This window comes from Pseudomonas sp. NBRC 111140, from assembly GCF_001320885.1.
In the GTDB taxonomy this organism is placed as follows: Bacteria; Pseudomonadota; Gammaproteobacteria; order Pseudomonadales; family Pseudomonadaceae; genus Aquipseudomonas; species Aquipseudomonas putida_P.
The window spans coordinates 82,839-105,357 of record NZ_BCBQ01000002.1; the positions used below are offsets into that span (position 1 = coordinate 82,839).

General features: G+C 63.6%; 17 protein-coding genes. 13 read left to right on the forward strand and 4 right to left on the reverse strand.

Going from position 1 to position 22,519, the window contains the following annotated elements; all coding sequences use genetic code 11:
- Positions 1-113: 113 nt before the first annotated feature.
- From APH42_RS01045 to APH42_RS01105, 13 genes are all read left to right on the forward strand, one after another.
- Positions 114-983 (forward strand): DMT family transporter, encoded by an 870-nt coding sequence (locus tag APH42_RS01045; protein WP_012272683.1) that lies wholly within the window; start codon positions 114-116, stop codon positions 981-983.
- Positions 984-1,196: a hypothetical protein gene (locus APH42_RS01050; RefSeq protein WP_012272682.1), complete on the forward strand. Its 213-nt coding sequence runs from the start codon at positions 984-986 to the stop codon at positions 1,194-1,196.
- Positions 1,175-3,490, forward strand: a complete 2,316-nt coding sequence (locus tag APH42_RS01055) for a tetratricopeptide repeat protein (protein ID WP_060492490.1) — start codon at positions 1,175-1,177, stop codon at positions 3,488-3,490. The genes APH42_RS01050 and APH42_RS01055 overlap by 22 nt, the downstream gene beginning before the upstream one ends.
- Positions 3,491-3,583: 93 nt before the next feature.
- Entirely contained in the window at positions 3,584-4,558 is a 975-nt protein-coding gene (locus APH42_RS01060) for a MoxR family ATPase (RefSeq protein WP_012272680.1), read from the forward strand.
- A gap of 11 nt (positions 4,559-4,569) precedes the next feature.
- Entirely contained in the window at positions 4,570-5,520 is a 951-nt protein-coding gene (locus tag APH42_RS01065) for a DUF58 domain-containing protein (RefSeq protein WP_012272679.1), read from the forward strand.
- A complete protein-coding gene (locus APH42_RS01070; protein WP_060492491.1) occupies positions 5,517-6,014 on the forward strand; it encodes a DUF4381 domain-containing protein in 498 nt (165 codons plus the stop codon). Before APH42_RS01065 ends, APH42_RS01070 begins: the two co-directional genes overlap by 4 nt.
- The gene (locus APH42_RS01075; protein WP_012272677.1) at positions 6,001-6,975 is read left to right on the forward strand and encodes a VWA domain-containing protein; all 975 of its coding nucleotides are present in this window, start codon (positions 6,001-6,003) and stop codon (positions 6,973-6,975) included. Before APH42_RS01070 ends, APH42_RS01075 begins: the two co-directional genes overlap by 14 nt.
- A complete protein-coding gene (locus tag APH42_RS01080) occupies positions 6,972-8,573 on the forward strand; it encodes a VWA domain-containing protein (protein ID WP_060492492.1) in 1,602 nt (533 codons plus the stop codon). The genes APH42_RS01075 and APH42_RS01080 overlap by 4 nt, the downstream gene beginning before the upstream one ends.
- Entirely contained in the window at positions 8,570-9,880 is a 1,311-nt protein-coding gene (locus tag APH42_RS01085; RefSeq protein ID WP_060492493.1) for a BatD family protein, read from the forward strand. The genes APH42_RS01080 and APH42_RS01085 overlap by 4 nt, the downstream gene beginning before the upstream one ends.
- A 44-nt stretch (positions 9,881-9,924) precedes the next feature.
- Positions 9,925-10,935, forward strand: a complete 1,011-nt coding sequence (locus tag APH42_RS01090) for an HAD family phosphatase (RefSeq protein ID WP_060492494.1) — start codon at positions 9,925-9,927, stop codon at positions 10,933-10,935.
- A gap of 84 nt (positions 10,936-11,019) precedes the next feature.
- The gene (locus APH42_RS01095) at positions 11,020-12,588 is read left to right on the forward strand and encodes an arylsulfatase (protein ID WP_012272673.1); all 1,569 of its coding nucleotides are present in this window, start codon (positions 11,020-11,022) and stop codon (positions 12,586-12,588) included.
- An 81-nt stretch (positions 12,589-12,669) separates the two neighbouring features.
- Positions 12,670-15,198 carry a fused MFS/spermidine synthase gene (locus APH42_RS01100; protein WP_060492495.1) on the forward strand — a complete coding sequence of 843 codons (2,529 nt, stop codon included), beginning with the start codon at positions 12,670-12,672 and terminating at the stop codon, positions 15,196-15,198.
- A 43-nt stretch (positions 15,199-15,241) separates the two neighbouring features.
- Entirely contained in the window at positions 15,242-16,870 is a 1,629-nt protein-coding gene (locus tag APH42_RS01105) for a mechanosensitive ion channel family protein (RefSeq protein WP_012272671.1), read from the forward strand.
- Between the two features lie 7 nt (positions 16,871-16,877).
- Here the strand turns inward: APH42_RS01105 and APH42_RS01110 are convergent, their stop codons facing one another.
- The 4 genes from APH42_RS01110 to aspT form a co-directional block, all read right to left on the reverse strand.
- The gene (locus APH42_RS01110) at positions 16,878-17,891 is read right to left on the reverse strand and encodes an AraC family transcriptional regulator (protein WP_060492496.1); all 1,014 of its coding nucleotides are present in this window, start codon (positions 17,889-17,891) and stop codon (positions 16,878-16,880) included.
- A gap of 73 nt (positions 17,892-17,964) precedes the next feature.
- The gene (locus tag APH42_RS01115; protein ID WP_012272669.1) at positions 17,965-18,633 is read right to left on the reverse strand and encodes a DUF3313 domain-containing protein; all 669 of its coding nucleotides are present in this window, start codon (positions 18,631-18,633) and stop codon (positions 17,965-17,967) included.
- Positions 18,634-18,683: 50 nt separating this feature from the next.
- On the reverse strand, positions 18,684-19,976 hold the full coding sequence (locus APH42_RS01120; protein WP_060492497.1) for an OmpP1/FadL family transporter: 1,293 nt from the start codon (positions 19,974-19,976) through the stop codon (positions 18,684-18,686).
- Positions 19,977-20,188: 212 nt separating this feature from the next.
- Positions 20,189-21,871, reverse strand: a complete 1,683-nt coding sequence (gene aspT / locus APH42_RS01125) for an aspartate-alanine antiporter (protein WP_060492498.1) — start codon at positions 21,869-21,871, stop codon at positions 20,189-20,191.
- Positions 21,872-22,519: the final 648 nt, after the last annotated feature.

A 22,519-nucleotide genomic window follows, 5' to 3' on the forward strand; every position in this document is an offset into this window, starting at 1 on the left:
CAACTGTGCTGGATTAATGTGCATAACAGTTCTGTTGAATTGTATTGGATTGTACGTGGCCTTGGTGAGCCTGTCAGTGATGTACTGAGCCCTGACTTATCGAGGGCTTACCGATGGAAAGAACAACAAGCGGGTGGATCAACGGCTTCATTGGCGTCGCGATCTTTGCGGGCTCGTTGCCCGCCACCCGTGTGGCAGTGGCGGCCTTCGAACCTACGTTTCTGACCTGTGCCAGGGCAACGATTGCCGCCACGGTGGCTGCGTTGTTTTTGATCGTGCTACGGCAGCCGCGACCTAAACGTGGTGATGTGTCCTCCTTGGTGGTTACCGCGCTGGGTGTCGTTATCGGTTTTCCGCTACTGACGGCGCTGGCCCTCCAGCACATCACCTCGGCACATTCCATTGTTTTTGTCGGGCTGCTGCCACTGTGTACCGCAGCGTTTGCCGTTTTGCGGGGCGGTGAACGACCTCGGCCACTGTTCTGGCTGTTCTCGTTGACCGGTGCTGGGCTGGTCGTTGGCTATGCGTTGATGAATGGCGCAGAGGCGTCGGTGGTGGGCGATTTGCTGATGATGGCTGCTGTAGTCGTTTGTGGCTTGGGGTATGCCGAAGGGGCGCGTCTTTCGCGAACATTGGGCGGGTGGCAGGTGATTAGCTGGGCGCTGCTTGTAGCCTTGCCGTTTATGTTGCTGCTGACTATCGCCAATTTTCCAGCACCTGATGCCTTTGCCAAGGTAAGCGGCCCTGCGTGGTTCAGCTTCGGCTACGTTTCACTGTTCAGCATGCTGATTGGCTTTGTGTTCTGGTACCGAGGGCTGGTCCAGGGTGGCATCGCGGCAGTGGGTCAGCTGCAACTCTTTCAGCCGTTCATGGGGCTTGGGCTGGCCGCATTGCTTCTGCACGAGCACGTCAGCTGGCTGATGCTTGTGGTGACGCTGGGTGCGGTTATCTGTGTTGCCGGGGCCAAGAAATACGCGCAGTAAATGGCTGACGCCGTTTTCATCCAGACGATACCGGGGCGCAATTTTCTTGCGGCGCTGCGCCTGTACGGCAGTGAAGATGCCTTCTACGATCAGACCTGGAAGTCGGACGCCGTCGCGAACGTCAGACAAGGGGCACGACACGCGACAGCACTGAAAACAGCCCGGGACAGGGCGGAGCGTGGAGCTGATGAATGGGATGGCGTACACAGGTGATGCAGGGCGGTTGGGTGGCGCTCTGCCTGGGGGTCCTATTACTCATTTCAAGTGGTGTCAGCCTTGGCGCGGCAGCTGTTGGTGAAGGCCAACTACCTGCCTTGGCCAAGGACCGCGAGGGCTACGCCGATGCCGACAGTTGCCAGGGCTGCCATGCCCAGCAGGCCGGGCAGTGGCAGCATTCCGACCATGCCTGGGCGCTGCGCGACGCCAGCGCGGCGAATGTGCTGGGCGATTTCAACGATGTGCACTATGACCAGGACGGGGTCAAGGCACACTTCTATCGCAAGGGTGGCGGGTACTTCGTCAACATCGAGGGCGAGGATGGCAAGCCTGCGGACTTCCAGGTGCTGCATACCTTTGGCTACGCGCCGCTGCAACAGTACCTCGTTGCCTTGTCGCGCGGCCGCCTGCAGGCGCTGACCATTGCCTGGGACAGCCGGCCAGCGGAGCAGGGTGGGCAACGCTGGTTCTCGCTGTACCCCGGGCAGCGCTTTGCACCGGGCGATCCGCTGCACTGGACCGGCCGCTACCAGAACTGGAACGGCATGTGCGCCGATTGCCATTCGACGCGGCTGGTCAAGCATTACGACGATGCCAAGGACAGTTTTGCCAGTACCTGGCAGGAGAAGACCGTTGGCTGCCAGGCTTGCCATGGCCCAAGCCAGGCCCATGTCGACTGGGCCCGCGAGCATCCCGGCGCTTCGCCAGCCCAAGGGCTGAGCGTGGACGTCAAGGCGTTGGGCAGCAGAGGCCAAGTGGAACAATGCGCCTACTGCCACAGCCGTCGGCAGAGCCTGGGCACTGGCCAGATGCCTGGCCACCCGCAGTTGGACCAGAGTTTGCCGGCCACACTGCGCACCGGCTTGTACCATGACGACGGGCAGATCGACGGCGAGGTCTACGAGTACGGGTCCTTCACCCAGAGCAAGATGTTTGCCGCCGGGGTCGGTTGCACCGATTGCCATGATCCCCATACCACCCAGGTGCGTATCGAAGGCAACGGCTTGTGCCTGCAATGCCACAACGCTCAACCCAACACCGCGCGCTTCGCCGGCCTGCAGGCCAAGGACTACGACAGCCCCGCACACCATCACCATGCCGCCGGCTCACCTGGGGCGCAGTGCGTGAACTGTCACATGCCAAGCAAGGATTACATGGTGATCGACCCTCGGCGTGACCACAGCTTGCGCATCCCTCGGCCTGACCTGGCTGCCCAGGGCATTGGCCCGGATGCTTGTACCACCTGCCATCAGGGCCGCGAGCCGGCGTGGGCTGCCAGTGCGATCGATAGCTGGTTCACCGCACCCAAGCGCGCGGCCCATTACGGGCAAGCGTTCCATGGCGTTCGTCAAGACCCAGGCACCAGCCTCAGCCGGCTGGGCTACCTCCTCGCGGACAAGCACAACCCTGCGATCGTGCGGGCAACGGCTGCCCAGCAACTGGCCGATCTTGGGCCTGCGGCCGCCAGCAATCTGCGCTGGGCGTTGCAGGACAGTGACGCGCTGGTACGGGCCTATGCCGTGGGCAGCTTTACCCGTTTGCCGGCTGAACAGCGTATTGCGCCGTTGCTGCCGCTGTTGCAGGACCCCGCCCTGGCGGTACGCGATGAAGCCGTGCGGGCCTTGGCCGATGTACCCGCCGCACAGCTTCCCGAAGCCAGCCGCGCAGCGTTCACCACTTCGCTTGCCGACTACGAGCAGCGCTTGCGGGGTAATGCCGACCTGCCTGGTGGGCGGCTCAACCTGGCAGTGCTGATGCAGCGCCAGGGCCATGACGCGCAGGCCATGGAGCAGTACCGCCAGGCGTTGCACATGGACCCGTATTTCACACCGGCCAGGGTCAACCTGGTGACCCTGGCCAGCAGCAGCCAACGTCTGGATGACGCCGAAACACTGCTGCGCGAAGGCGTTGCGCTGGACAAGATGCCGGCAACGGACCGTGGCAACCTGGCGTACATGCTGGCCCTGTTACTGGTCGAGCGGAGCAAGCCGCAAGAAGCGGTCGACTGGATGGAGCAGGCAGCTGTGGCGCTGCCGGGCAATTCGCGTATTCGCTACAACCAGGGCCTGTTGCTGTCCCGCATGAACCGCCGCGACGAAGCGCTGCAGGCCTTGCGCAGCGGCCTGCAGCAAGCGCCTGAAGATGCCGACTTGCTGTATACGCTGATCTACCTGCATGCCTTGGCCGGTGAGCGTGAACAGGCCTACCCGTATGTGCGGCGAATGCGCGAGGCCGCGCCCGACGATCCACGGTTGCAGGCGATCGAACCTTACTGGCGCAACAACCCGTGAGTGCTGCCATGTTCTCTTCACGACACCCCATTGCAGCCTTGCCGTGCGCGTCTAGATTTACCACACCGCTCATCCCACCGAAGGACCGTTGCCGTGAATACCCACGAACACGTCCAGGCACTGGAAGCATCGGTCGCGGAAAAGGTCCTCGGCCAGGCTGATACCATTCGCCATGTCCTGTTAGGCCTGCTGGCCAACGGTCATGTCCTGCTCGAGAGCCTCCCAGGCCTGGCCAAGACCCGCACGGTCAAGGCACTGGCGACGCACCTGGACGCGCAGATGCGGCGCATTCAGTTCACCCCCGACCTGTTGCCCTCGGACATCACCGGTGGCGAGGTGCTGCAGCAGACGGCCGAGGGCAACACGATCAGCTTTCAGCCTGGCCCATTGTTCGGCAATGTGATCCTGGCCGACGAAATCAACCGTGCTCCGGCCAAGGTCCAGGCTGCCTTGCTCGAGGCCATGGAAGAGCGCCAGATCACGGTGGCCGGGCAGAGTTACCCGATGTCTGGGCTATTCATGGTGCTGGCGACCCAGAACCCGATCGAACAGGAAGGCACCTACCCGTTGCCCGAAGCGCAGATGGACCGCTTTCTCATGAAGCTGCAACTCGATTATCCACGCCCTGAAGATGAAACCCAGGTACTGCGCTTGGTGCGGGAAGAGGACCAGGCCGGTCATGAGGCGGCGGCGCAACCTGCGCGCCTGGCCCAGCAGGTGATCTTCGATGCCCGTCGCGAGGTGGCGCGGGTGCACGTATCGCAGGCCATCGACCGATACCTGGTCGACCTGATCAATGCCACGCGCTATCCCGCCACGCATGACCCTGACCTGGCGCGCTGGATCAGGATCGGTGCCAGCCCGCGCGGCGGCATCAGCCTTGACCGGGTGTCGCGCGCGCATGCCTGGCTCAACGGCCAGGATTTCGTTTCGCCCGACAATGTGCGTGCCGTGGTGCACCCGGTACTGCGCCATCGCCTGCAGCTTTCCTATGATGCGATCACCGATGGCGTGGCGGCCGACCAAGTCATCGACCGGTTGTTGGACAAGGTGGCCATTCCCGCCTGACGGACTTGCCCATGGATGCGAACATGGTAGTGCCGGATGGTTTCGCCTATGCCTCGCTTGCCGAGTTGATGGCGCTGGAGGCCCGTGCCCAGGGGTTGAGCTTTGTCGCGCGCCAGCCGCTTGCGAGCATCCTTTCCGGCAACCATGCCTCACGCCTGCGAGGCAGGGGCCTGAGTTTCGACGAGCTGCGCCGCTACCTGCCCGGCGATGACCTGCGTCACCTCGACTGGCGCGCGTCGTTGCGCTATGGCAAGCCCTTCGTGCGCACCTTCACCGAGGAACGTGACAGGCCCACCCTGGTGCTGGTCGACCAGCGCATGAGCATGTACTTCGGCTCGCAGCGTTACTTCAAGTCGGTCAGCGCCGCGCAGTTGGCGGCGATCTGTGGCTGGGTGGCCTTTCACGCCGGTGACCGGGTGGGTGGCATGGTCTTCGATGGCCAACGGGTAGAGTATGTAAGGCCCCTGCGCAGCCGAGCACGGGTTGAAGCGTTGTGCAGCGCAGTGGTCAAAGCCAATCATCGGCTGTCAGCCTATGCCGCTGATCAGGAAAACGATGCACAGCTGGACAAGGTGTTGCGTAGCTGCGCCGCCAGTGCCGGTCACGACCACCTGATCTGCATCATCAGCGATTTTGCCGGCACTACGGCCGAAACCTTGCCGTTGTTGCGCCGGCTGAGCCTGCACAATGATGTGATCGCCATCCAGGTCTATGACCCGATTGCCCTGCAGGTGCCGGACAAGGGGCGGTTGAATGTCACCCAAGGCGCCGAGCAGGTCGAACTGGCGGTGGGCCAGCGGCGTATCAACCGGCCGTTGGCCGAGTTTCTTGCCGGGCGCCTGCAGGGTGTGGCCGAACTGCTGCGCCGTAGCCAGGTGCCATTGATGCGGGTCAGCACCGCCGATGACAGCCTGCAGCAACTGCGCCGCGAGCTGGGCCGCCTGGCTCAGGTGCCGCGATGAACGCTGCCGCCCCCTCCATCGACCAGTTGCGCGAGCTGACGCCGGGTGTGCCGCCGTTCAGCTACCTGCCGCAGACCTGGGCCTGGTGGGTGCTTGGCGTACTGGTGCTGTTGCTGGCCTGCCTTTGTGGGGCGCTGCGCTGGCACCGTTGGCGGCGCGACCGGTACCGCCGTGAAGCGCTGGCCCGGCTTGATGAGCTGGCAGCGAGTGAGGGTGAACAACGGCTTGTGGCGTTGCGTGAACTGCCCGAATTGCTCAAGCGTGTGGCGCTGTCGATGCCGGATGCGCCGCCCGTGGCGAGCTTGGCCGGCGCGCAATGGCAGTGCTTCCTCGACCAGCGCGCCCGCCGGCCGCTGCCATCGGGCTTTGCCGACACCCTGCAGTTGCTTGCCTACGCGCCGGACGCGACCTTGCGCCGGCTGGACACGCAGCAGGCGAACGCGTTGTTCGGTGCCAGCCGTGGCTGGATCGAGGGGCACCATGTGGCGCTTTGACTACCCGTGGGTGTTCCTGCTGTTGCCGCTGGCGTGGTTGGCCTATCGTGCGCTCAGCCCGTACCAGGAAGGCCGTAGCGCGTTGCGGGTACCCTTCTTCGCAGCCATGAGCCGCGCTGTCGGCAAGCAGCCCGGGAGGGCCAGCAGCGGGCAAGGGCATGTACTGCTGAACCTGCTGGTGTGGTGCCTGTTGGTGGCCGCTTGCGCAAGGCCTGTGCTGGTGGAAAAGCCGATCCAGCGCGAGCAGCCAATCCGTGACCTGATGCTGGCCATCGACATTTCCCAGTCGATGGAAGCGACCGACTATACCGACGCCAATGGCGCTAAAAGCGACCGCCTTAGCGCGGTGAAGTCCGTGGTGCGCGACTTCATCGCCCGGCGCAAGGATGACCGCATTGGCCTGATCGTGTTTGGTACCGGTGCCTATCCGCAGGCGCCGTTGACCCTCGACCATGCCAGCCTGTTGCTGTTGCTCGATGAGGTGGGGATCGGCATGGCTGGGCCAAACACCGCGCTGGGCGACGCCATCGGCTTGACCATCAAAGCCTTGGAGAAGACCCCAGAGCAGGAGAAAGTGCTGATCCTGCTGACCGATGGCAATGACACCAGCAGTGCCATTACCCCTGACCATGCGGCCCACCTGGCCCAGGCCAACGGTATCGTGGTACATACCATTGGTATCGGCGACCCGCAGGCGACTGGTGACGCCAAGGTCGACCTGACGACCTTGCAGGCAATCGCCCGCACCACCGGCGGGCAATTCTTCCGCGCCGACGACCGCCAGGCGCTGCAACAGGTGTATGCCACCCTCGACCGCCTGACCCCGCACAAGGTGCAGACCTTCAGCCACCAGCCCAAGCGTGACTTGTTCGTCTGGCCATTGGGTATGGCAGCAGGTTTGCTACTGGCGGGGCAACTGCTGGCCCTGGTCCGGGCACGGCTTGCGCAGGTGCAGGCATGACCATCGACCTTGCGGCCTTTCACTTCCTTCGCCCCTGGTGGTTGCTGCTGATCGTGCCGGGTGTCGTGCTGCCCTTGCTGTGGTTGCGCCGACACGATCTGCGGCATCAGTTGAGCGGCATCATCGCTCCACACCTGATCAAGCACCTGATGATCACCCCGGCCCACGCGCGGCGGCTGCGCCCGGTCCACCTGCTGGGTGCGGCACTGGTGTTGAGTGCCATTGCCGCTGCCGGGCCGACCTGGCAGCAGGACACACCTGATTTTCTCGACGACCGCGCACCGCTGATCGTTGCCGTGGACCTGTCGCCCTCGATGGATGCCGACGATGTACCGCCCAGCCGGTTGGCCGCAGCCCGACATACCTTGCACGACCTGGTCATGCGCCGTGGCGGCGCGCGTACCGGCCTGATCGCCTATGCCGGCAGTGCGCATCTGGTGCTGCCTTGCACTGAAGACCCAGGCTTGCTGGATACCTTTATCCAAGCCTTGTCGACCGACTTGATGAGCGCGCCCGGCAAGAATGTATTGGGCGTGATCGACGAGGCCTTGAAGCTGCTGGGTGCGGAAAAGTCCCCTGGAACCTTGCTGCTGTTGACCGATGGCGCCGATGCCAGCCAGTTCGACGCCATCGCCAAGCGGCTGGCCGGCACGCAGTTGCAAGTGTTGGTGCTGGCTGTCGGCAGCCAGTCCACCGGCCCCCTGCGCAACGCCCAGGGCATGCCGCGCCTGGATACCCTGGGCCGGCCGGTGCTAGGGGGCTTCGACGTTCAGGGCCTCAAGGGCCTGGCCAAGGCTGCCAGTGCGCCCTTGGGCAGTTTATCGCTGAACGATGACGACCTGGATTGGGTCGAGTTGCATGCCCAGCGGCACTTCAAGGCCGCCAGTGCCGAAGCCGACCAGGTGCACTGGAAAGATGCCGGTTACTGGCTGTGCTGGCCGTTGTTGCTGGTGGTGCTGTTCAGCGTGCGACGTGGCTGGCGGGTGAACTGGCTGCCGGGGCTTTTGTTGGCCGTGCTGCTGGGGACAGGCGCTGAGCCCGTCAGGGCCGGGGGATTGGCCGATGCGTTTTTCACGGCTGACCAGCAAGGGCGCTGGGCATTCGAGCATGGCCGTTACCCGCAGGCCGCCGCGCACTTTCGCGACCCTTACTGGAAGGGCGTTGCCGCCTACGAAGCGGCCGACTACCCGGCCGCGCTGGCGAACCTGGGCAAGCTGGACACGGCACCGGCCTGGTTCTATCAGGGCAACAGCTATGTACGGCTTTTCAAGTTCCCGCAGGCAATAGCGGCATATCGCCAGGCGCTGCGCCTGCAACCTGACTTTGCCGAGGCCAAGGCCAACCTGGCGCTGGCCGAGGCGTTGCTCAAGGACTATGAGGGCCAGCAGCAAGCCGGCACGCCTGACGAAAAGGCCGACAAGGTGGTGGAGGATCAGACACCCGCCGCCGGCGACCAGCAACAACAGCAGAAAACGCCGCAGGCGGCCTCCGACCAGCTGTGGCTGAACAACCTAACCACGTCCCCTGCGCAGTTTCTCAAGCGCAAGTTCTCGATCCAGGATGCCGCCGCGCAGCAAGCGGCCAAGGAGGCGCCATGATCCGCCTGGTGGTGCTGGTGCTGGCTGGCCTGGCAACCGTTGCCATCGCCGCCGAGCCCGAGGTACGGGTGCAGGCGCGCTTGGTGCCGGATACAACGGTCATGGTCGGGGCCAGTGTGACACTCGAGGTCGATTTGCTGGTCGACACCTGGTTCACCGCGCCGCCGGAGCTGCCGGTGTTGCAGTTGGCCGGTGCCGTGGTCAGCCCGCCCGGTGGCGAGGCTGAGCACCTCAATCAGCGGCTCGATGGCAAAGCCTTCTTCGGCCTGCGCTACCGCTATCAGATCACACCGAGCGTGGCGCAGTCGTTCACGGTTCCGGCACTGACAATCCGTGTCCATCCTGGCCAGGCCAGCGCTGCGCAGACAGTGCAAAGCCAACCCTTGTCGTTTGCCGCCAAAGGGCAGGCCGGTGGCGATGGCGAACAGCGCTTGGTGGCACAGGCGCTCGACGTCAGCCAGGCCATCGAGCGCTCGCACACGCCGCTGCGCGCCGGGGACAGTATCACCCGCCGTTTGCACATCGTGGCCCGCGGGGGCCAGGCAATGCTGATTCCGCCGCCGATCTTTGCCGAGGTCGATGGCCTCAAGCGCTACGTGCAGACCCCAATCGTGTCACCGGTCAGCGACGGGCGCGGTGGCACCCTGGGCGGCCAGCGCGAGGACAGCGTGACCTATGTGGCCGCTGCCGCTGGGCACTATCGGCTGCCTGCCATCGAAGTGACGTGGGTGGACGCTGCGAGTGGTGAACCGCGCACGGCCTCGGTGCCAGCGCTGGACATGGAGGTGGGCAAGGGCAGTTACCAGGCACCGTTCTCCTTGAGCGAAGATTTGCGCGCACTTGGCCGAGGCGCGCAAATCAGCATCGCTAGCCATTGGGTAGTGCTGGTGCTGCTGGCGTTGCTGGTGGGCGGGCTAGGCTGGGCCGGTCGCGCTTGGGGGCAGGGCGCCTGGTTGCACTTCAAGCGCTGGCGGGCTGGCCGCCAGCAGGCCTGGCTGAATTCACCGAACTACGCCTGGCGTCAGGCTCGTCGACAGTGCGCCAGCGAGCCGGCACGGCTGGATGCCATGTATCTGTGGCTGCGTCGGGCCACAGGCCAGCGCACGCTGTCGTCAAGTGAACATCCTCGTGGCAGGCAAAGCGAAGGGGCTTTGCTAGCCTTTTTGCAGGATTTCTATGCTGCCGGGCGCCTTCGGCCACCCCCCGCCGATGCCAGGCTGAGCCTGCTGTACAGCCTGCGGCAACAGGTTGAGGCGCACCCAGCCAAGCCTGTCGGCAAGCACGCGCTCAAGCAACTCAATCCCTGACAGCCTAGCTGTCAGGTCGGCAACTCAAGCAGGGATGATTGGCCATGCGCAAGGTCCTGGTGAGCACCGCTTCCGTTCGTGCGCTGTTATGTGTCTTGCTGCTGGTGCCGGCCCTGCAGGTGCTGGCCGCTGAGCCGTTGGCCTCTTGGCGTGACGGGCCGTCGCGCCAGGCCATCGTGGCTTTTGTTGGCGCGGTCACCCAGCAAGGTGGCCCCGACTATGTCGCCCCGGCCGAGCGCATCGCGGTGTTCGACAACGATGGCACGCTGTGGAGCGAGCAACCGTTGTATTTTGAAGTGCTGTTCGCCATGGATGAGGTCAAGCGCCTGGCGCCGCAGCACCCGCAGTGGCGTAATCAGCAGCCGTTCAAGGCGGTACTGGAGAACGATCACCAGGCGCTGGCGGCGCAAGGCATGGACGGCATGCTCAAGATCGTCGCGGCCACCCATTCGGGGATGAGCAGTGAGGATTTCATTGCCCGCAGCCGCAGCTGGCTGGTCAGCGCCCGTCACCCACGCACCGGCAAGCCGTACACCGAGATGGTGTTCCAGCCAATGCTCGAGCTGCTGGGCTACCTGCGTGACAACGGCTTCAAGACCTACATCGTGTCAGGTGGCGAGGTCGCCTTCATGCGCGCGTTTGCCGACGAGGTGTATGGCATCCCGCCGGAGCAGGTGATCGGCACGACCCTGGAGGCTTCGTTTCAGGACCAACAGGGCAAGCTGAGCATCCAGCGTTTGCCCAAGGTAGTGCACAACGACGACGGCCCGGGCAAGCCGGTGAGCATCGATTCGATCATCGGCCGCCGACCGCTGCTGGCGTTCGGTAATTCCGACGGCGACCTGCAGATGCTGCAGTGGACTAAAGCGGGCAAGGGCCGACGCTTTGCCGGGCTGGTCCACCACACCGATGCCCACCGCGAATGGGCCTATGACCGCAAGAGTTCGGTCGGGCGCCTGGACAAAGCCCTGGACCAAGCCACCGCCAAGGGCTGGACCGTGGTCGACATGGCCAGTGAATGGCGCCGTGTCTACCCCTTTGAAACACCGCAATGATTCATCAACCAGCCGCAGCAGCACGGCGATCGCCGTGCCAGCAGTCGTGGACGACAGCAGTGACGTGAAACGGAGAGCGTAGCTATGAAGTCCAGTAGAGCATGGTTGTCGGCGGCCGCCCTCGCGGCAACGGCAACGTTCGGGGCGGGGCTGGCCAGTGCGGCGGACAAGCCGAACATCCTGGTCATCTTCGGTGACGACATCGGCCAGACCAATATCAGTGCCTATGGCAAGGGCGTGGTCGGTTACCAGACGCCGAACATCGACCGCATCGCCAAGGAAGGCATGATGTTCACCGACTATTACGCCGAAAACAGCTGCACCGCCGGCCGGTCGACGTTCATCACCGGTCAGTCGGCATTGCGCACCGGCCTGTCCAAGGTCGGTATGCCTGGCGTACCGGTGGGCCTGCAAGCACGCGACGTTACCATCGCTCAAGCGCTCAAGGCACATGGCTATGCCACTGGCCAGTTCGGCAAGAACCACCTGGGGGACAAGGACGAGTACTTGCCGACCAACCATGGCTTCGACGAGTTCTTTGGCAACCTGTACCACTTGAACGCCGAGGAGGAACCGGAGCGCCCTTACTGGCCCAAGGATGATGCCGAATTCGTCAAGGCCGCTTCACCACGCGGTGTGATCAAGTCCAGCGCCGACGGCAAGATCGAAGACACCGGTGCGTTGAACAAGAAACGCATGGAAACCATCGACGACGAGACCACCCAGGCGGCGATCAACTTCATCGACAAACAGGTCAAGGCCGACAAGCCTTTCTTCGTGTGGATGAACACCACGCGCATGCATGCCTTTACCCATGTGCGCGAGTCGATGCAGGGCCAGAGCGGCATGGTGGGTAACGAGTATGCCGACGGCATGCTTGAGCATGATGGCGACGTGGGCAAGCTTTTGAAAACCCTCGACGACCTCAAGGTGGCTGACAACACTATCGTGGTCTACACCACTGACAACGGCCCGAACCAGTGGTCCTGGCCGGATGCGGCGACTACACCGTTCCGCAACGAGAAGAACTCCAACTGGGAAGGGGCCTTCCGTGTACCGGCTATGATTCGCTGGCCAAACCATGTCAAGGCGGACACCGTCTCCACCCAGATGATGTCGGGGCTGGACTGGTTCCCGACGCTGCTTGCGGCCATTGGTGACACTGATATCAAGGACCGCCTGCTCAAAGGGGCCGATGTCGGTGGCAAGAACTTCAAGGTACATCTGGACGGCTACAACCAACTCGACTACCTCACCGGCAAGAGCGACAAGAGTGCACGAAACGAGTTCTTCTACTTCAGTGACGACGGCGACCTGGTAGCGATGCGCTACGACAACTGGAAGATCGTTTTCTGCGAGCAGCGTGCGCCAGGTGGTCTGAAGGTATGGAGCGAACCGTTCACCTGCCTGCGGGTGCCGAAGCTGTTTAATCTGCGGATGGACCCATACGAGCGGGCAGACGTAGTGTCTGACCAGTACTACGACTGGCTGACCAAAAACGACTATCTGATATTCAACGGCGTGAAGAAATCGGCGCAATTCCTGCAAACCTTTGTCGAGTACCCACCTAGCCAGCGGCCGGCCAGCTTCAGCATCGACCAGATCCGCGCTGACGTGGACAAGAAAATTGAAGAAAAGATGAACAAGCAGTGAGGTCTACACTGTAGTGCCATGACCGCAGGGGCGGGCGTGCTCGCTCCTGCATCTTTACCCGCATGCACAAGGCGCTCATTCATGGCATCACCTGCAGCATCTTCCGCTGTTTCCCGTGAGCCTCGCACCCAGTCCCGTCCACTGCTCGCATTGCCTGCCACGCTGCTGTTCCTCTCCGGTGCTGCCGGTCTTGTCTACCAAGTGCTGTGGATCAAGCAACTGTCATTGGTCGTGGGCGTGGAAGTGCATGCCGTCGCCACCGGTATCAGTGCCTTTTTTGCTGGGCTTGCCTTTGGCGGCCTGCTGTTCGGGCGTTGGGCCGACCGCCTGCAACGCCCAGTGCGCCTGTACGTTTATCTTGAGCTCGCCGTTGCGCTGCTGGGGCTCGGCGCCACCCTTGGCCTGGCCCATGCCGCCGGACCGTTCGCCCGCCTCGAGGCCAGTGCCGGCCTGCTGGCCTGGGCACTGCCCTTCGTGCTGGTGGGCGTACCGGCCTTGCTTATGGGCGGTACCTTGCCCGTACTGGTGCGCGCGCTGGCGCCTGTCACCGGGCAGTTGGCAGAGGCGGGTGGGCGCTTGTACGCGGCGAACACCGCTGGCGCGATTGCCGGCACGCTAGCGGCGGCCTTCGTACTGCTGCCGCGCCTTGGCGTTACAGGCAGCGCCTGCGCAGCTGCCAGCCTGAACCTGCTGGCAGCATTGGGTGCCTGGCTTTCTTACCGGCGAGAAGTGAGCTTGCCGCCGCTTGCCAATGCCTCGTCGACATCACGCTCGCCGCAGGCACGCCTGGCCATCGCCCTGTATTGCATCGCCGGGGGAGTGGCGCTGGGCTACGAGGTGGTGTGGAGCCAGTCGATCGTGCCCTTCATGAGCACCCGGTCCTATGCCTTTGCCGTGGTGCTGGCCACTTACCTGGCCGGGCTGCTGGCCGGTAGTGCGCTGTATGCCAGGCGTGCCGACCGAATTCGTGATCCTTGGGGTGTGTTCGGGCTGTTGATTGCCATTGCCGGGCTGCTTGCCCTGTTGCAGCTTGCCGGGCTGGGCCGCTGGCTGGTGCAGGCCCAGACGCAGGCCGAACTGTTCGCCCTGCAGCTGACTGGCAACGAACTGCTCGGCATGTGCGCGCGTTTCGCGGTGGCGGCCGCGTGCATGGTGTTGCTTCCAACCACATTGCTGGGCGCCGCATTTCCACTGGCCTTGCGCCTGGTGGTGGACAGCGGTCATGTGGGGCGGGATGTGGGCGCGGTGGTGGCGCTCAACACCCTGGGTGGCATCGCCGGCGTGCTGCTCACGGGGTTCGTACTGGTGCCGCAACTGGGCCTGGTACGTGCCTTGGGGGCGCTTGCCGCAATGGCCGTGCTGGTAGGGTTGGTGGCGGTGTGGCGTGGCCAGGGTGTACGTCGCCCTGCTGCATTGGCCGTGTGCCTGGTGGCCCCTGCAACCGTGCTGGTGGTGCTGTTGATGCCGCCGCAGCGCCTGGCCGAGCTGCTGCCAGGCGCACGCAACGGGCAACTCACCTACTACCATGAGGGCAAGGGCGGCACGGTGGCAGTGGTCACCCAAGGGCGCCAGGGGCAAACCTTCAGCCGCCTTTACATCCAGGGTGTTTCCAATACCGGCGACGCCATGCCATCGCTGCGCTACATGCGCTTGCAAGCCTTGCTGCCGTTGCTGATCCACAATGGCGAGCCGCGCTCGGCCTTGGTGATCGGCTTTGGCACCGGTATCACCGCCGGGGCGATGCTACGTTACCCTGGACTGGAGCGCCCGGTGGTGGCCGAATTGCTGCCTGAAGTCTTGCAGGCGGCGCCCCGTTTCAAAGGCAACTATGCCGCGGTGGCGGACCCGCGCCTGGACATTCGCTTGCGCGATGGTCGCCGTGAGTTGCTGCGCAGTGAGGCGCGCTACGATCTGATCACCCTGGAACCACCGCCACCCTCGGCGGCCGGCGTGGTCAACCTGTACTCGCGCAACTTCTATCAGCTGGCCGCCGCCCGCTTGCAACCTGCTGGCCTGGTCGCGCAGTGGCTGCCCTTGCCGACCCAGAACGACGAAGACAGCCGCTCGCTGGTGCGCAGCTTCATCGATGTCTTCCCCCATGCCACGCTGTGGACCACTGAGTTCCACGAAATGCTGCTGATCGGCTCATTGCAGCCATTGCAGTTGGATGTACCGCGTATCCGCCAGCGCCTGGCGCAAGCGAGCGTGGCCCAGACGCTGGCCGAGGTGGGTGTCGCTTCGCCAGAGGCCTTGCTGGCCACCTGGATTACCGACCGTGCCGGGCTTGAACGTTACGCCGGCAATGCATTGCCAGTGACCGACGATCAGCCACGCATCGAGTACGCGCCGTGGGTGCGCCCCCGGGAAATCACCCGTGTGCTGCCAGCCTTGCTGGCCCTGCGCAGCACGCCACCGCTGCAGGGCGCGGAACCAGGCTTCGCCAGCGCGGTGAGTGACCAGTGGCGCAGCCTGGCACTTTTCTACAGCCTCAGCTTGCATGCCTACAACGGCAACCGCCAGGCCTGGGCGCGGGAAGCCCGCGAACTGGCCCGCAGCGACGGCGACAACCCGTATTATCGCTGGTTCCTTGGCCCCAGTACCGGCCAGTGAAGCCTGTGCTATCACTACAGGACTATCGGCCAGGGAGTGAGCAATGAACCGTCTGTTGACTGCGCTGTTGATGCTGTGTGCCTTGCTGCCGCTGGCGGGGCATGGCAAGGATGCGGTGGGTAGCGCGACCGATGGCGTGCCGGGTGAACCGGCAGAACTGCGCATCGCCAACCGCAGCATCTTCACCTTCCACGCCACCTTGCTCGGCGAGACCCCGGCCGCGCGCGCGCAGCGGGCGACGGCGGTGATCGATGAGGCATTGCGCGGCACCGACGAGCTGAAAGTCAGCGTCGACCCCATCGTCAACAGCCACCTGGTGCTGCTAGGTGGACGGCGGGCCTTCATCGTCGCCCCGCAGGACCTGGGCGTGGAGGGTGGCGACACCCGGGAGGCGGCCGAGCAGGCTGCGGCCACGTTGCGTCAGGTCGTGGATGAAACCGGCGAGGCGCGCAGCCTGCGTTTTTTGCTCAAGGCGCTGGGCTTTTCCGCCGTCGCGACACTGGTGTTCGTGCTGCTGATCAAGGCTGCCAACCTGGGCCGACGCAGACTGCGCGGCCGTTTGCCGCAATTGATGCGAGAACGAGCCCGGCAGATCAAGGTAGGCCAACTGCCGCTGTTCGACATGCAGTATGTGTACTTTGTGATCGACCGGCTGCTGCGCTTGATGTACTGGGTGATCGTCTTGCTGCTTGGCTACCAGTGGCTGAGCTTCGTGCTGTCGCAATTCCCCTATACCCGGCCGTGGGGCGAAAGCCTCAACGTGCATCTGCTCGACCTGCTGCGCTACCTGCTCGACGGCATTCTGCATGCCATTCCCGGTATTGCCGTGGCCGTCATGATCTTTTTCATCGCCCGCGGCATCAGCGGCTTCAGCCGCCGCGTGCTGGAGCGCATGGCCCGCCCGGGTACGCTGAAGTGGTTGACCGAAGAAACCTTGCAGCCCACCACCCGGTTAACTTCACTGGCGATCTGGCTGTTTGCCCTGGTGATGGCTTACCCGTACCTGCCGGGCTCTGGCACCGATGCCTTCAAAGGGCTTTCGGTGCTGTTGGGCCTGATGATTTCGCTGGGCGCCTCCAGCGTGGTCGGGCAGGCTGCGGCGGGGCTGATCCTGACGTATTCGCGCACACTGAAGGCCGGTGAATACGTGCGGGTAGGGGATAACGAAGGCACGGTGACCGAGGTGGGCATGTTCAACACCACCATCCGCACCGGTTTGGGCGAGGTGTTGACGCTGCCCAACTCGATGATCACCGGGTCGGTGACGCGCAACTATTCACGGGTGGTGCAGGGCCAGGGGTACATCGTCGATACGGTGGTCACCATCGGCTATGACACGCCCTGGCGCCAGGTCGAGGCGATGCTGGTGGAGGCCGCGCAGCGCACCGAGGGCATTCTTGCCAAACCCAGGCCGCAGGTGTTCCAGACCGGGCTCTCGGACTTTTACCCCGAATACCGCCTGGTGGGCCAAGCGGTGCCCAGCGAGCCACGGCCGCGCGCCGAGCTGTTGAGCCTGTTGCACGCCAACATCCAGGATGTATTCAATGAATACGGCGTGCAGATCATGTCGCCGCATTACCTGGGCGACCCGGCTCAGGAGAAGTGGGTGCCGCGTGAGAAGTGGTTTGCCGCGCCGGCGCGGGAACCGGGTGGCGATGGCAAGGATGCCTGAGCGCTACTCAAAGTGCGGCGATCACCGGGTCGCCGTATTGCCGTCGATGCTCAAGCGGCGTGATATCGAACCAGCGCAAATGCGCACGGCAGAACGAGGTGGTACGGCGATAGCCCAGCTCGTTGGCGATCTGCCCGACAGACAAGGTGGTCTTGCGTAGCATCTGTTGTGCCTGGCAGCGGCGAATACCGTCCAGATAGCCTTCGAATTCGATACCATCGCTGGCCAGGTGCCGTTGCAAGGTGCGTGAATTCATGTTCAAGGCCAGCGCCACCTGTTCCAGGGTGCAGCGTTGGGCGGGCAGCAGCATCTGGATCTTGCGCTCTACCGAGGCCAGCAGGCTGTCGCAAGGGACGGCCTGGTTCTCCAGGAAGTGGCGGACGATGGCATGCAGGTCGGCGTCATGGTGCACGCAGGCTTCTTGCAGTACGTCAGCCCCCAGCACCAGGCTGTTGTGGGCCTGGCCGAACAGCACCGGGCAGTCAAAGTAACGTGTGTAGCCCGAGGCATCGCCCAGCGCGGCGTGGCGCAAGGTCACCGCCCGTGGCCGCAGTGGCGCGCCGCGCAGCTCGCCAATCAGCAGCCGCGCCCCCATCACTGATTTCTCGACAATTTGCGGCGTCTGTTCGGAACTCGGCAGGCCGTTGTCGAAAAACAGCATGGCCTGCCCGGCGCGGTGTTCCAGGCGAAAGTGGATAGCCGGGCTGTAGTGGCGCATGTAACGGATTACCGCCACCAGGGCGTGGCCTACGGTGGGGGCGGAGTTGGCCAGGTGGCGCAGCGGGCCGACCAGGGTCGAGCCTTGGCGCAACGCCAGCTCCAGGCCAAAGCGGGGCAGGCTCAGGGCGTGCGCGCTGCCTTCGAACAGTTGTACCAGGCTCAGGTAGGGTAGGTGCTTGCCGTAGTTGCCGACCACATCCGGGGCAATGTGCAGCGGGGCCAGAAAGTCCCGCTGCGCAGCACCGTGTTCGGCCAGTAGCTGGTCATATTGCAGCAATGCGCTGCCGCGAATGCTGTCCATGGAATCGCGCCTCATCAGTGACCGGGGGCGGGCCTGCACGCTCCTGGGCAGGGCCGTGCTTGAGGGAAGCGGCCTATTTCCGCAATGCCTGGAAGGAGCCGACCATGTCCTTGGCCCAGCCATCGAGTACGGCTTTGGCGTCTTTTGCCTGCATGACCTGGGATGAGTCATCCAGCTCGGTACCTGCACCTTTGCGCACCACTTCGGCCACCACCTGGTTGCTGTCACCATCAAGGAACGCCGCTTCGGTGGCGATGCTGGTGTCCTGGTCACGGATACCGGTGGCGGTGCTGATGCCTGCGGCGATCAACGCAATCGGGATGACTTCATAAGGGCGCAGGCTTTTGGTCTGGGCGCTCACCGCCGTTATCGCCGGGCGCACCACCAGTACGCGCGGACCAGGGCTGGTGGCCAGCGGTAATACCTGGGAGAAGTGGTTCTTCAGGGTCTGGTCGTAGTACTGGGTGATCCCCGTCAAGGTCGATTGCGGCACTTTGTCGGTCGGTTGCGGTTTGGGGTAGAGCTGGCTTGGCTCTATATACACGCTGGTGTAGCGCTTGGCATCGACCCCGGGCTTGATCCAGCGCATGACTGGCGCGCCGGACGGCGACTTGTCTTCCTTGAGGATGCTGTAGTCCTTAAGGAACCCTGAATACTGGTCGGACTCCACGTACTTGCTGGCGCACCCCTGCAGCATGAGGGTTGCAAGGCACAGCGATGCAGCCAATGTCTTGGTGTTCATGCAGCTTCTCCTTCGTTGCGTTGATCAATGCCCACCGCTTTGCCGGGGCCTCAGAAGCGCCAGGTGGCGCCACCACCAATGATGTGCAAAGCGCTGTTGTCATAGCTGCCTGACAGCGTGCTGCCCGAGCGCGCCTTGGTCTGCTCGACGTCCATGTCGCCGAGCCACACCAAGGTGTAGGCCAGGTGCAGCTCCAGGCCCTCATCGACCTGGTAGTTGACCCCGGTAGCCAACCGCCAGGCCTCGCCCATGGGGTTGTCGACCGTGCGGTCCTTATCGTCCACGGCCGAGCTGTCGTAACCCAGGCCGACGCTCCAGCGCCATTGTCGGGTGGCCTGGTACTGTGCGCCCACGGAGGCATGCCAGGTGTCCTTGTATTGGCGGTCGACGGTGCGGCTGGTGCCGCCAGCGTCGCTGTCCACCTCCACGCCGACGTCGCCAAAGTCGCTCCAGTCCTGCCAGTTGAGGCTGCCGAGCAGGGTCCACTGGTCGTCCAGCTCGTGGGCGATGCTGAAGGTGACGGTTTGCGGCACGTTGAGGTCGAGCTCCAGCGAATCTACGTCGAGGCGGCGCAGGGCGACGTTGAGCAGCGGGTTGTCGATGTCCTTGAGGTGCGGTTTGTCCTCGAACTCCAGCTTGACCTTGCTGGTGTAGGCCAGGCCCACACGGGTGCGGGCATCAAGCTGGTACAACAGGCCCAGGTTGACGCCTACGCCGACATCGGTGTCCTTGTACTCCAGCTGGCCATCGGGCCGGTCGGCCAGGCCCAGCAGGTTATTGTTGATGGCCATCTCGGTGCGGTAGTAGCCGACCATGATGCGCGGGCCAACCCCGATGGACAGGTCGTCGGTGAACTTGTAGGCCCAGGTCGGTTGCATCGAAACGCCAATCACTGCGGCCTCCTGGGTGAAATAGCGGCCGGCCCAGTCGTCGTCGTAGTCCAGCGCCAGGCCAAAGTTGCCATACATGCCGAAACCGATGGCAGAGCGATCGTCGAGCTGGTGGCTGATGAACAGGCTGGTACCGGGCAGGTATTGCAGCGCATTGCCGCCTTCGTTGCCGTCGAACTGGTTGCCGGCGTCGCGGGAAAAACGCAGGTCGCCAAGAATGACCTGGGCGTTGGCGCTAATCTGAGTGCCTTTGAGCCGGGTGATGCCCGCCGGGTTGCTCATCAGCACGCTGGGGTCGGTGGCCAGTGCGGCAGACCCGGCATTGGCCAGGCCGTTGCCCTCCTGGCCGGCTTCATAGATGAGGATGCCACCAGCCCAGGCCGCATTGCCGAACAAGGATGCCGTGCAAAGCAACAGGGCTGCTGAGCGGCGCAGGCAGTACAACGATTCCATCAGACGCTCCTTGTGACTGAAGCGCTGTACCGTTTTATGGCAACTACCAGCGAACGTTGAGGCGTAGTAGAAGCAGGGTAGCCATGTTGAAATCAGGCAGCTGGCGCCGGGCACACTCTTTTCACGACAATTTCACATTCTGAATGAGAAGCAGCTGCTGGCACTGTGAGTGAGTACTTTAGACGACACTTGCCGGCGGGCAAGTCGAGGCGTCAGGCAAACGCGATGATGATCGGGCCACATACTGCGAGCAGCACATTGGAGACGGCATAGCAGACGGTGAAACCGATGACTGGGGTATTGCTTCCCGACTGCTCGATGATCTTGTTCATCGAGGCCGCTTCGGTCTGTGCTCCGGCCAGCGCGCCCAACAGGATCATCGGATGCAAGCGCAGCACGTAGCGGCCAACGTAGAGTGTGACCAGCGGCGGAATGAGGGTCACCAGTGCGCCTGCCAGCAACAGTGCCATGCCTTGTTCCCTGACCGCCGTCAGCGCCGCCGGCCCGGCCAGCAAGCCCACGACCGCGCCGAAGGCGGTCAGGCCAAACTCGGAAAACGCCCACTGTGCGGCAGGTGGCAGGGCGCCGAGATCGGGATGTCGCGAGTTGTACCAACCGATCAACAGCCCGGCTAGCAACACGCCACCGCCGATGCCGAGTTCCACTGGAATCATGCCGATGTGAGTAGACAGCAGCCCCACCAGTGAACCGGCAACCAGGCCCAGCGCATGGATGGCGATATCGCTGCGGTAGCTGGCGTGTCGGATCCGGCCCAGTTGCGCGGCCAATGCGTCAACACTGCTGGCTCGCCCAGTAAGGCTGATGACATCGCCCCGACGCAGAATGGTTTCCGGCAAAAGGGGCAGGGGCAGGCCTTGACGGGTGATGCCCGTGAGAAAGCAACCCATGCGCTCGGAACCGGTAAGTGCGGCCTTCACCTGATGCAGGCTGCGACCGGCCAGGTGGCGGCTGGTCAGCACGATGTCGGCGCTGCGGGTGGCGAACGACAGGCTTTGCGGGTGATCCACTTCCGGGCCTATCCAGCCGTGCAGATCGCTCACAGCATCGCGCAGGGCGTATATGCCCAGGATGTCGTCACGTTCAAGGCGCAATGCCGGGTCGCGCTCCAGGTGTTGCCCGGCGCGGGTGACGCGTTCGATGCTCAGCGCCGGGTGCAGCGCCTCCACATCGGCGATGGTTGTGCCGGCTGCATGGGCGGCCGTGAGCCGATGGGCGCGCACGACGATGCGGGTATAAGGGATGCTGATGGCGTCTTCATTGCGTTCAATGCCCAGTTCACGCTCCAGCGCCTGGGCGCTGCTGCGCAAGTCCACCCCGAGCAGGCGTGGCGCCAGGCTGCCGACGAAGACGATCAGCCCGACGGTGCCGAATACATAGGTGATCGCATAGGCTACAGCCATGTGGCTGTTGAGCTCGGCCTTGGCTGCCGCGTCCAGCGGTAATTGGCCGATCGCGCTGCTGGCCGTGCCCATGATCGCCGTGTCCGTCAGGGCGCCGGCGCCCAGGCCTGCGGTAAAGCCTGCATCGAAGCCGTACAGCGCGTTCATCGCCAGAATCACTGCCAGGGCAGTGCCGCACAGCACCAGCGAGAGAATGACCAGCTTGAACGTGCCGCGGTTGAGGCTGCCGAAGAATTCCGGCCCACTCTTGAAGCCGACCGCATAGATGAACAAGGCGAAGAATACCGATTTCAGTTCGTGGGGCACTTGCAGGCCGATCTGACCAATCAGCAGCCCCATCAGCAGTGCGCCAGCGACAGAACCCAGATGGAAACTGCCCAGCTTGATACGGCCGAGCAGGATGCCCAGGGCAATGGCGAGAAATACAGCGATTTCGGGATTGTCTCGCAGTGCATCCATGACCCGGTCAAGCATGGTGGCAACCTCCTGAAGCGGCGATGGCGGACATGTCTTCATGAGTATGCGTGCAATTAGCTGATGCACGGTGCATGTCGCCAAATGCGCATGCTCTGGTGGACCGCATGAAAGTCACGCAGGGACAAGCTGGCTGGCAGGTTCAAGCAAGCAATAGGGGCTGGCAGTAGAGGATAGTGGCGCTGCCTCACCAGGCGATCTCTTACTTCATACGTACTGCATTTGAGCGCCGGCCTCCCGCCGGCGTTTTTTTGTATGACGTCCAGAGCGCGTACGCCTGTACGTCGAAAACCACAGCAGGAGCGGGTGCATGTTTTTCAGGAAAGTCCACTGGATGCAGGCGTTTTCCCAGGCACTGGCCCAGGCCCAAGCGGGGCAGGTGCCACAGCGCTTTGAGTACCCGCTGCTCGCGCGTTGTCCCGAGGTGCTGCAAGGTTTGAGCGAGGTGGTTGCGCAGCGCCAGCAGAGTGCTTTGGCGTTGCGCCGGCTGGAAGTGTCGCTGGGAGCCCGAGAGGTAGAACTGGAGGCCGCTCGCGCTAGCTTGCGAGCAGCGGAGCTGCGTGAAGCTGGCCTTGTCGAGCGCAATCGTGAACTGGACGCACGACGTGTCGAGCTTGCGCAGCAGGCGCAGGTATTACTGGATCAACA

Excerpts from the sequence above, each read along its gene's own strand:
- APH42_RS01050 (WP_012272682.1), top strand. The coding sequence starts at position 984 with ATGGCTGACGCCGTTTTCATCCAGACGATACCGGGGCGCAATTTTCTT.
- APH42_RS01100 (WP_060492495.1), top strand. The coding sequence starts at position 12,670 with ATGGCATCACCTGCAGCATCTTCCGCTGTTTCCCGTGAGCCTCGCACC.
- APH42_RS01110 (WP_060492496.1), bottom strand. The coding sequence starts at position 17,891 with ATGGACAGCATTCGCGGCAGCGCATTGCTGCAATATGACCAGCTACTG.
- APH42_RS01095 (WP_012272673.1), top strand. The coding sequence starts at position 11,020 with ATGAAGTCCAGTAGAGCATGGTTGTCGGCGGCCGCCCTCGCGGCAACG.
- APH42_RS01065 (WP_012272679.1), top strand. The coding sequence starts at position 4,570 with ATGGATGCGAACATGGTAGTGCCGGATGGTTTCGCCTATGCCTCGCTT.
- APH42_RS01080 (WP_060492492.1), top strand. The coding sequence starts at position 6,972 with ATGACCATCGACCTTGCGGCCTTTCACTTCCTTCGCCCCTGGTGGTTG.
- aspT (WP_060492498.1), bottom strand. The coding sequence starts at position 21,871 with ATGCTTGACCGGGTCATGGATGCACTGCGAGACAATCCCGAAATCGCT.
- APH42_RS01045 (WP_012272683.1), top strand. The coding sequence starts at position 114 with ATGGAAAGAACAACAAGCGGGTGGATCAACGGCTTCATTGGCGTCGCG.
- APH42_RS01090 (WP_060492494.1), top strand. The coding sequence starts at position 9,925 with ATGCGCAAGGTCCTGGTGAGCACCGCTTCCGTTCGTGCGCTGTTATGT.
- APH42_RS01105 (WP_012272671.1), top strand. The coding sequence starts at position 15,242 with ATGAACCGTCTGTTGACTGCGCTGTTGATGCTGTGTGCCTTGCTGCCG.
- APH42_RS01070 (WP_060492491.1), top strand. The coding sequence starts at position 5,517 with ATGAACGCTGCCGCCCCCTCCATCGACCAGTTGCGCGAGCTGACGCCG.
- APH42_RS01120 (WP_060492497.1), bottom strand. The coding sequence starts at position 19,976 with ATGGAATCGTTGTACTGCCTGCGCCGCTCAGCAGCCCTGTTGCTTTGC.
- APH42_RS01085 (WP_060492493.1), top strand. The coding sequence starts at position 8,570 with ATGATCCGCCTGGTGGTGCTGGTGCTGGCTGGCCTGGCAACCGTTGCC.
- APH42_RS01115 (WP_012272669.1), bottom strand. The coding sequence starts at position 18,633 with ATGAACACCAAGACATTGGCTGCATCGCTGTGCCTTGCAACCCTCATG.
- APH42_RS01055 (WP_060492490.1), top strand. The coding sequence starts at position 1,175 with ATGGGATGGCGTACACAGGTGATGCAGGGCGGTTGGGTGGCGCTCTGC.
- APH42_RS01075 (WP_012272677.1), top strand. The coding sequence starts at position 6,001 with ATGTGGCGCTTTGACTACCCGTGGGTGTTCCTGCTGTTGCCGCTGGCG.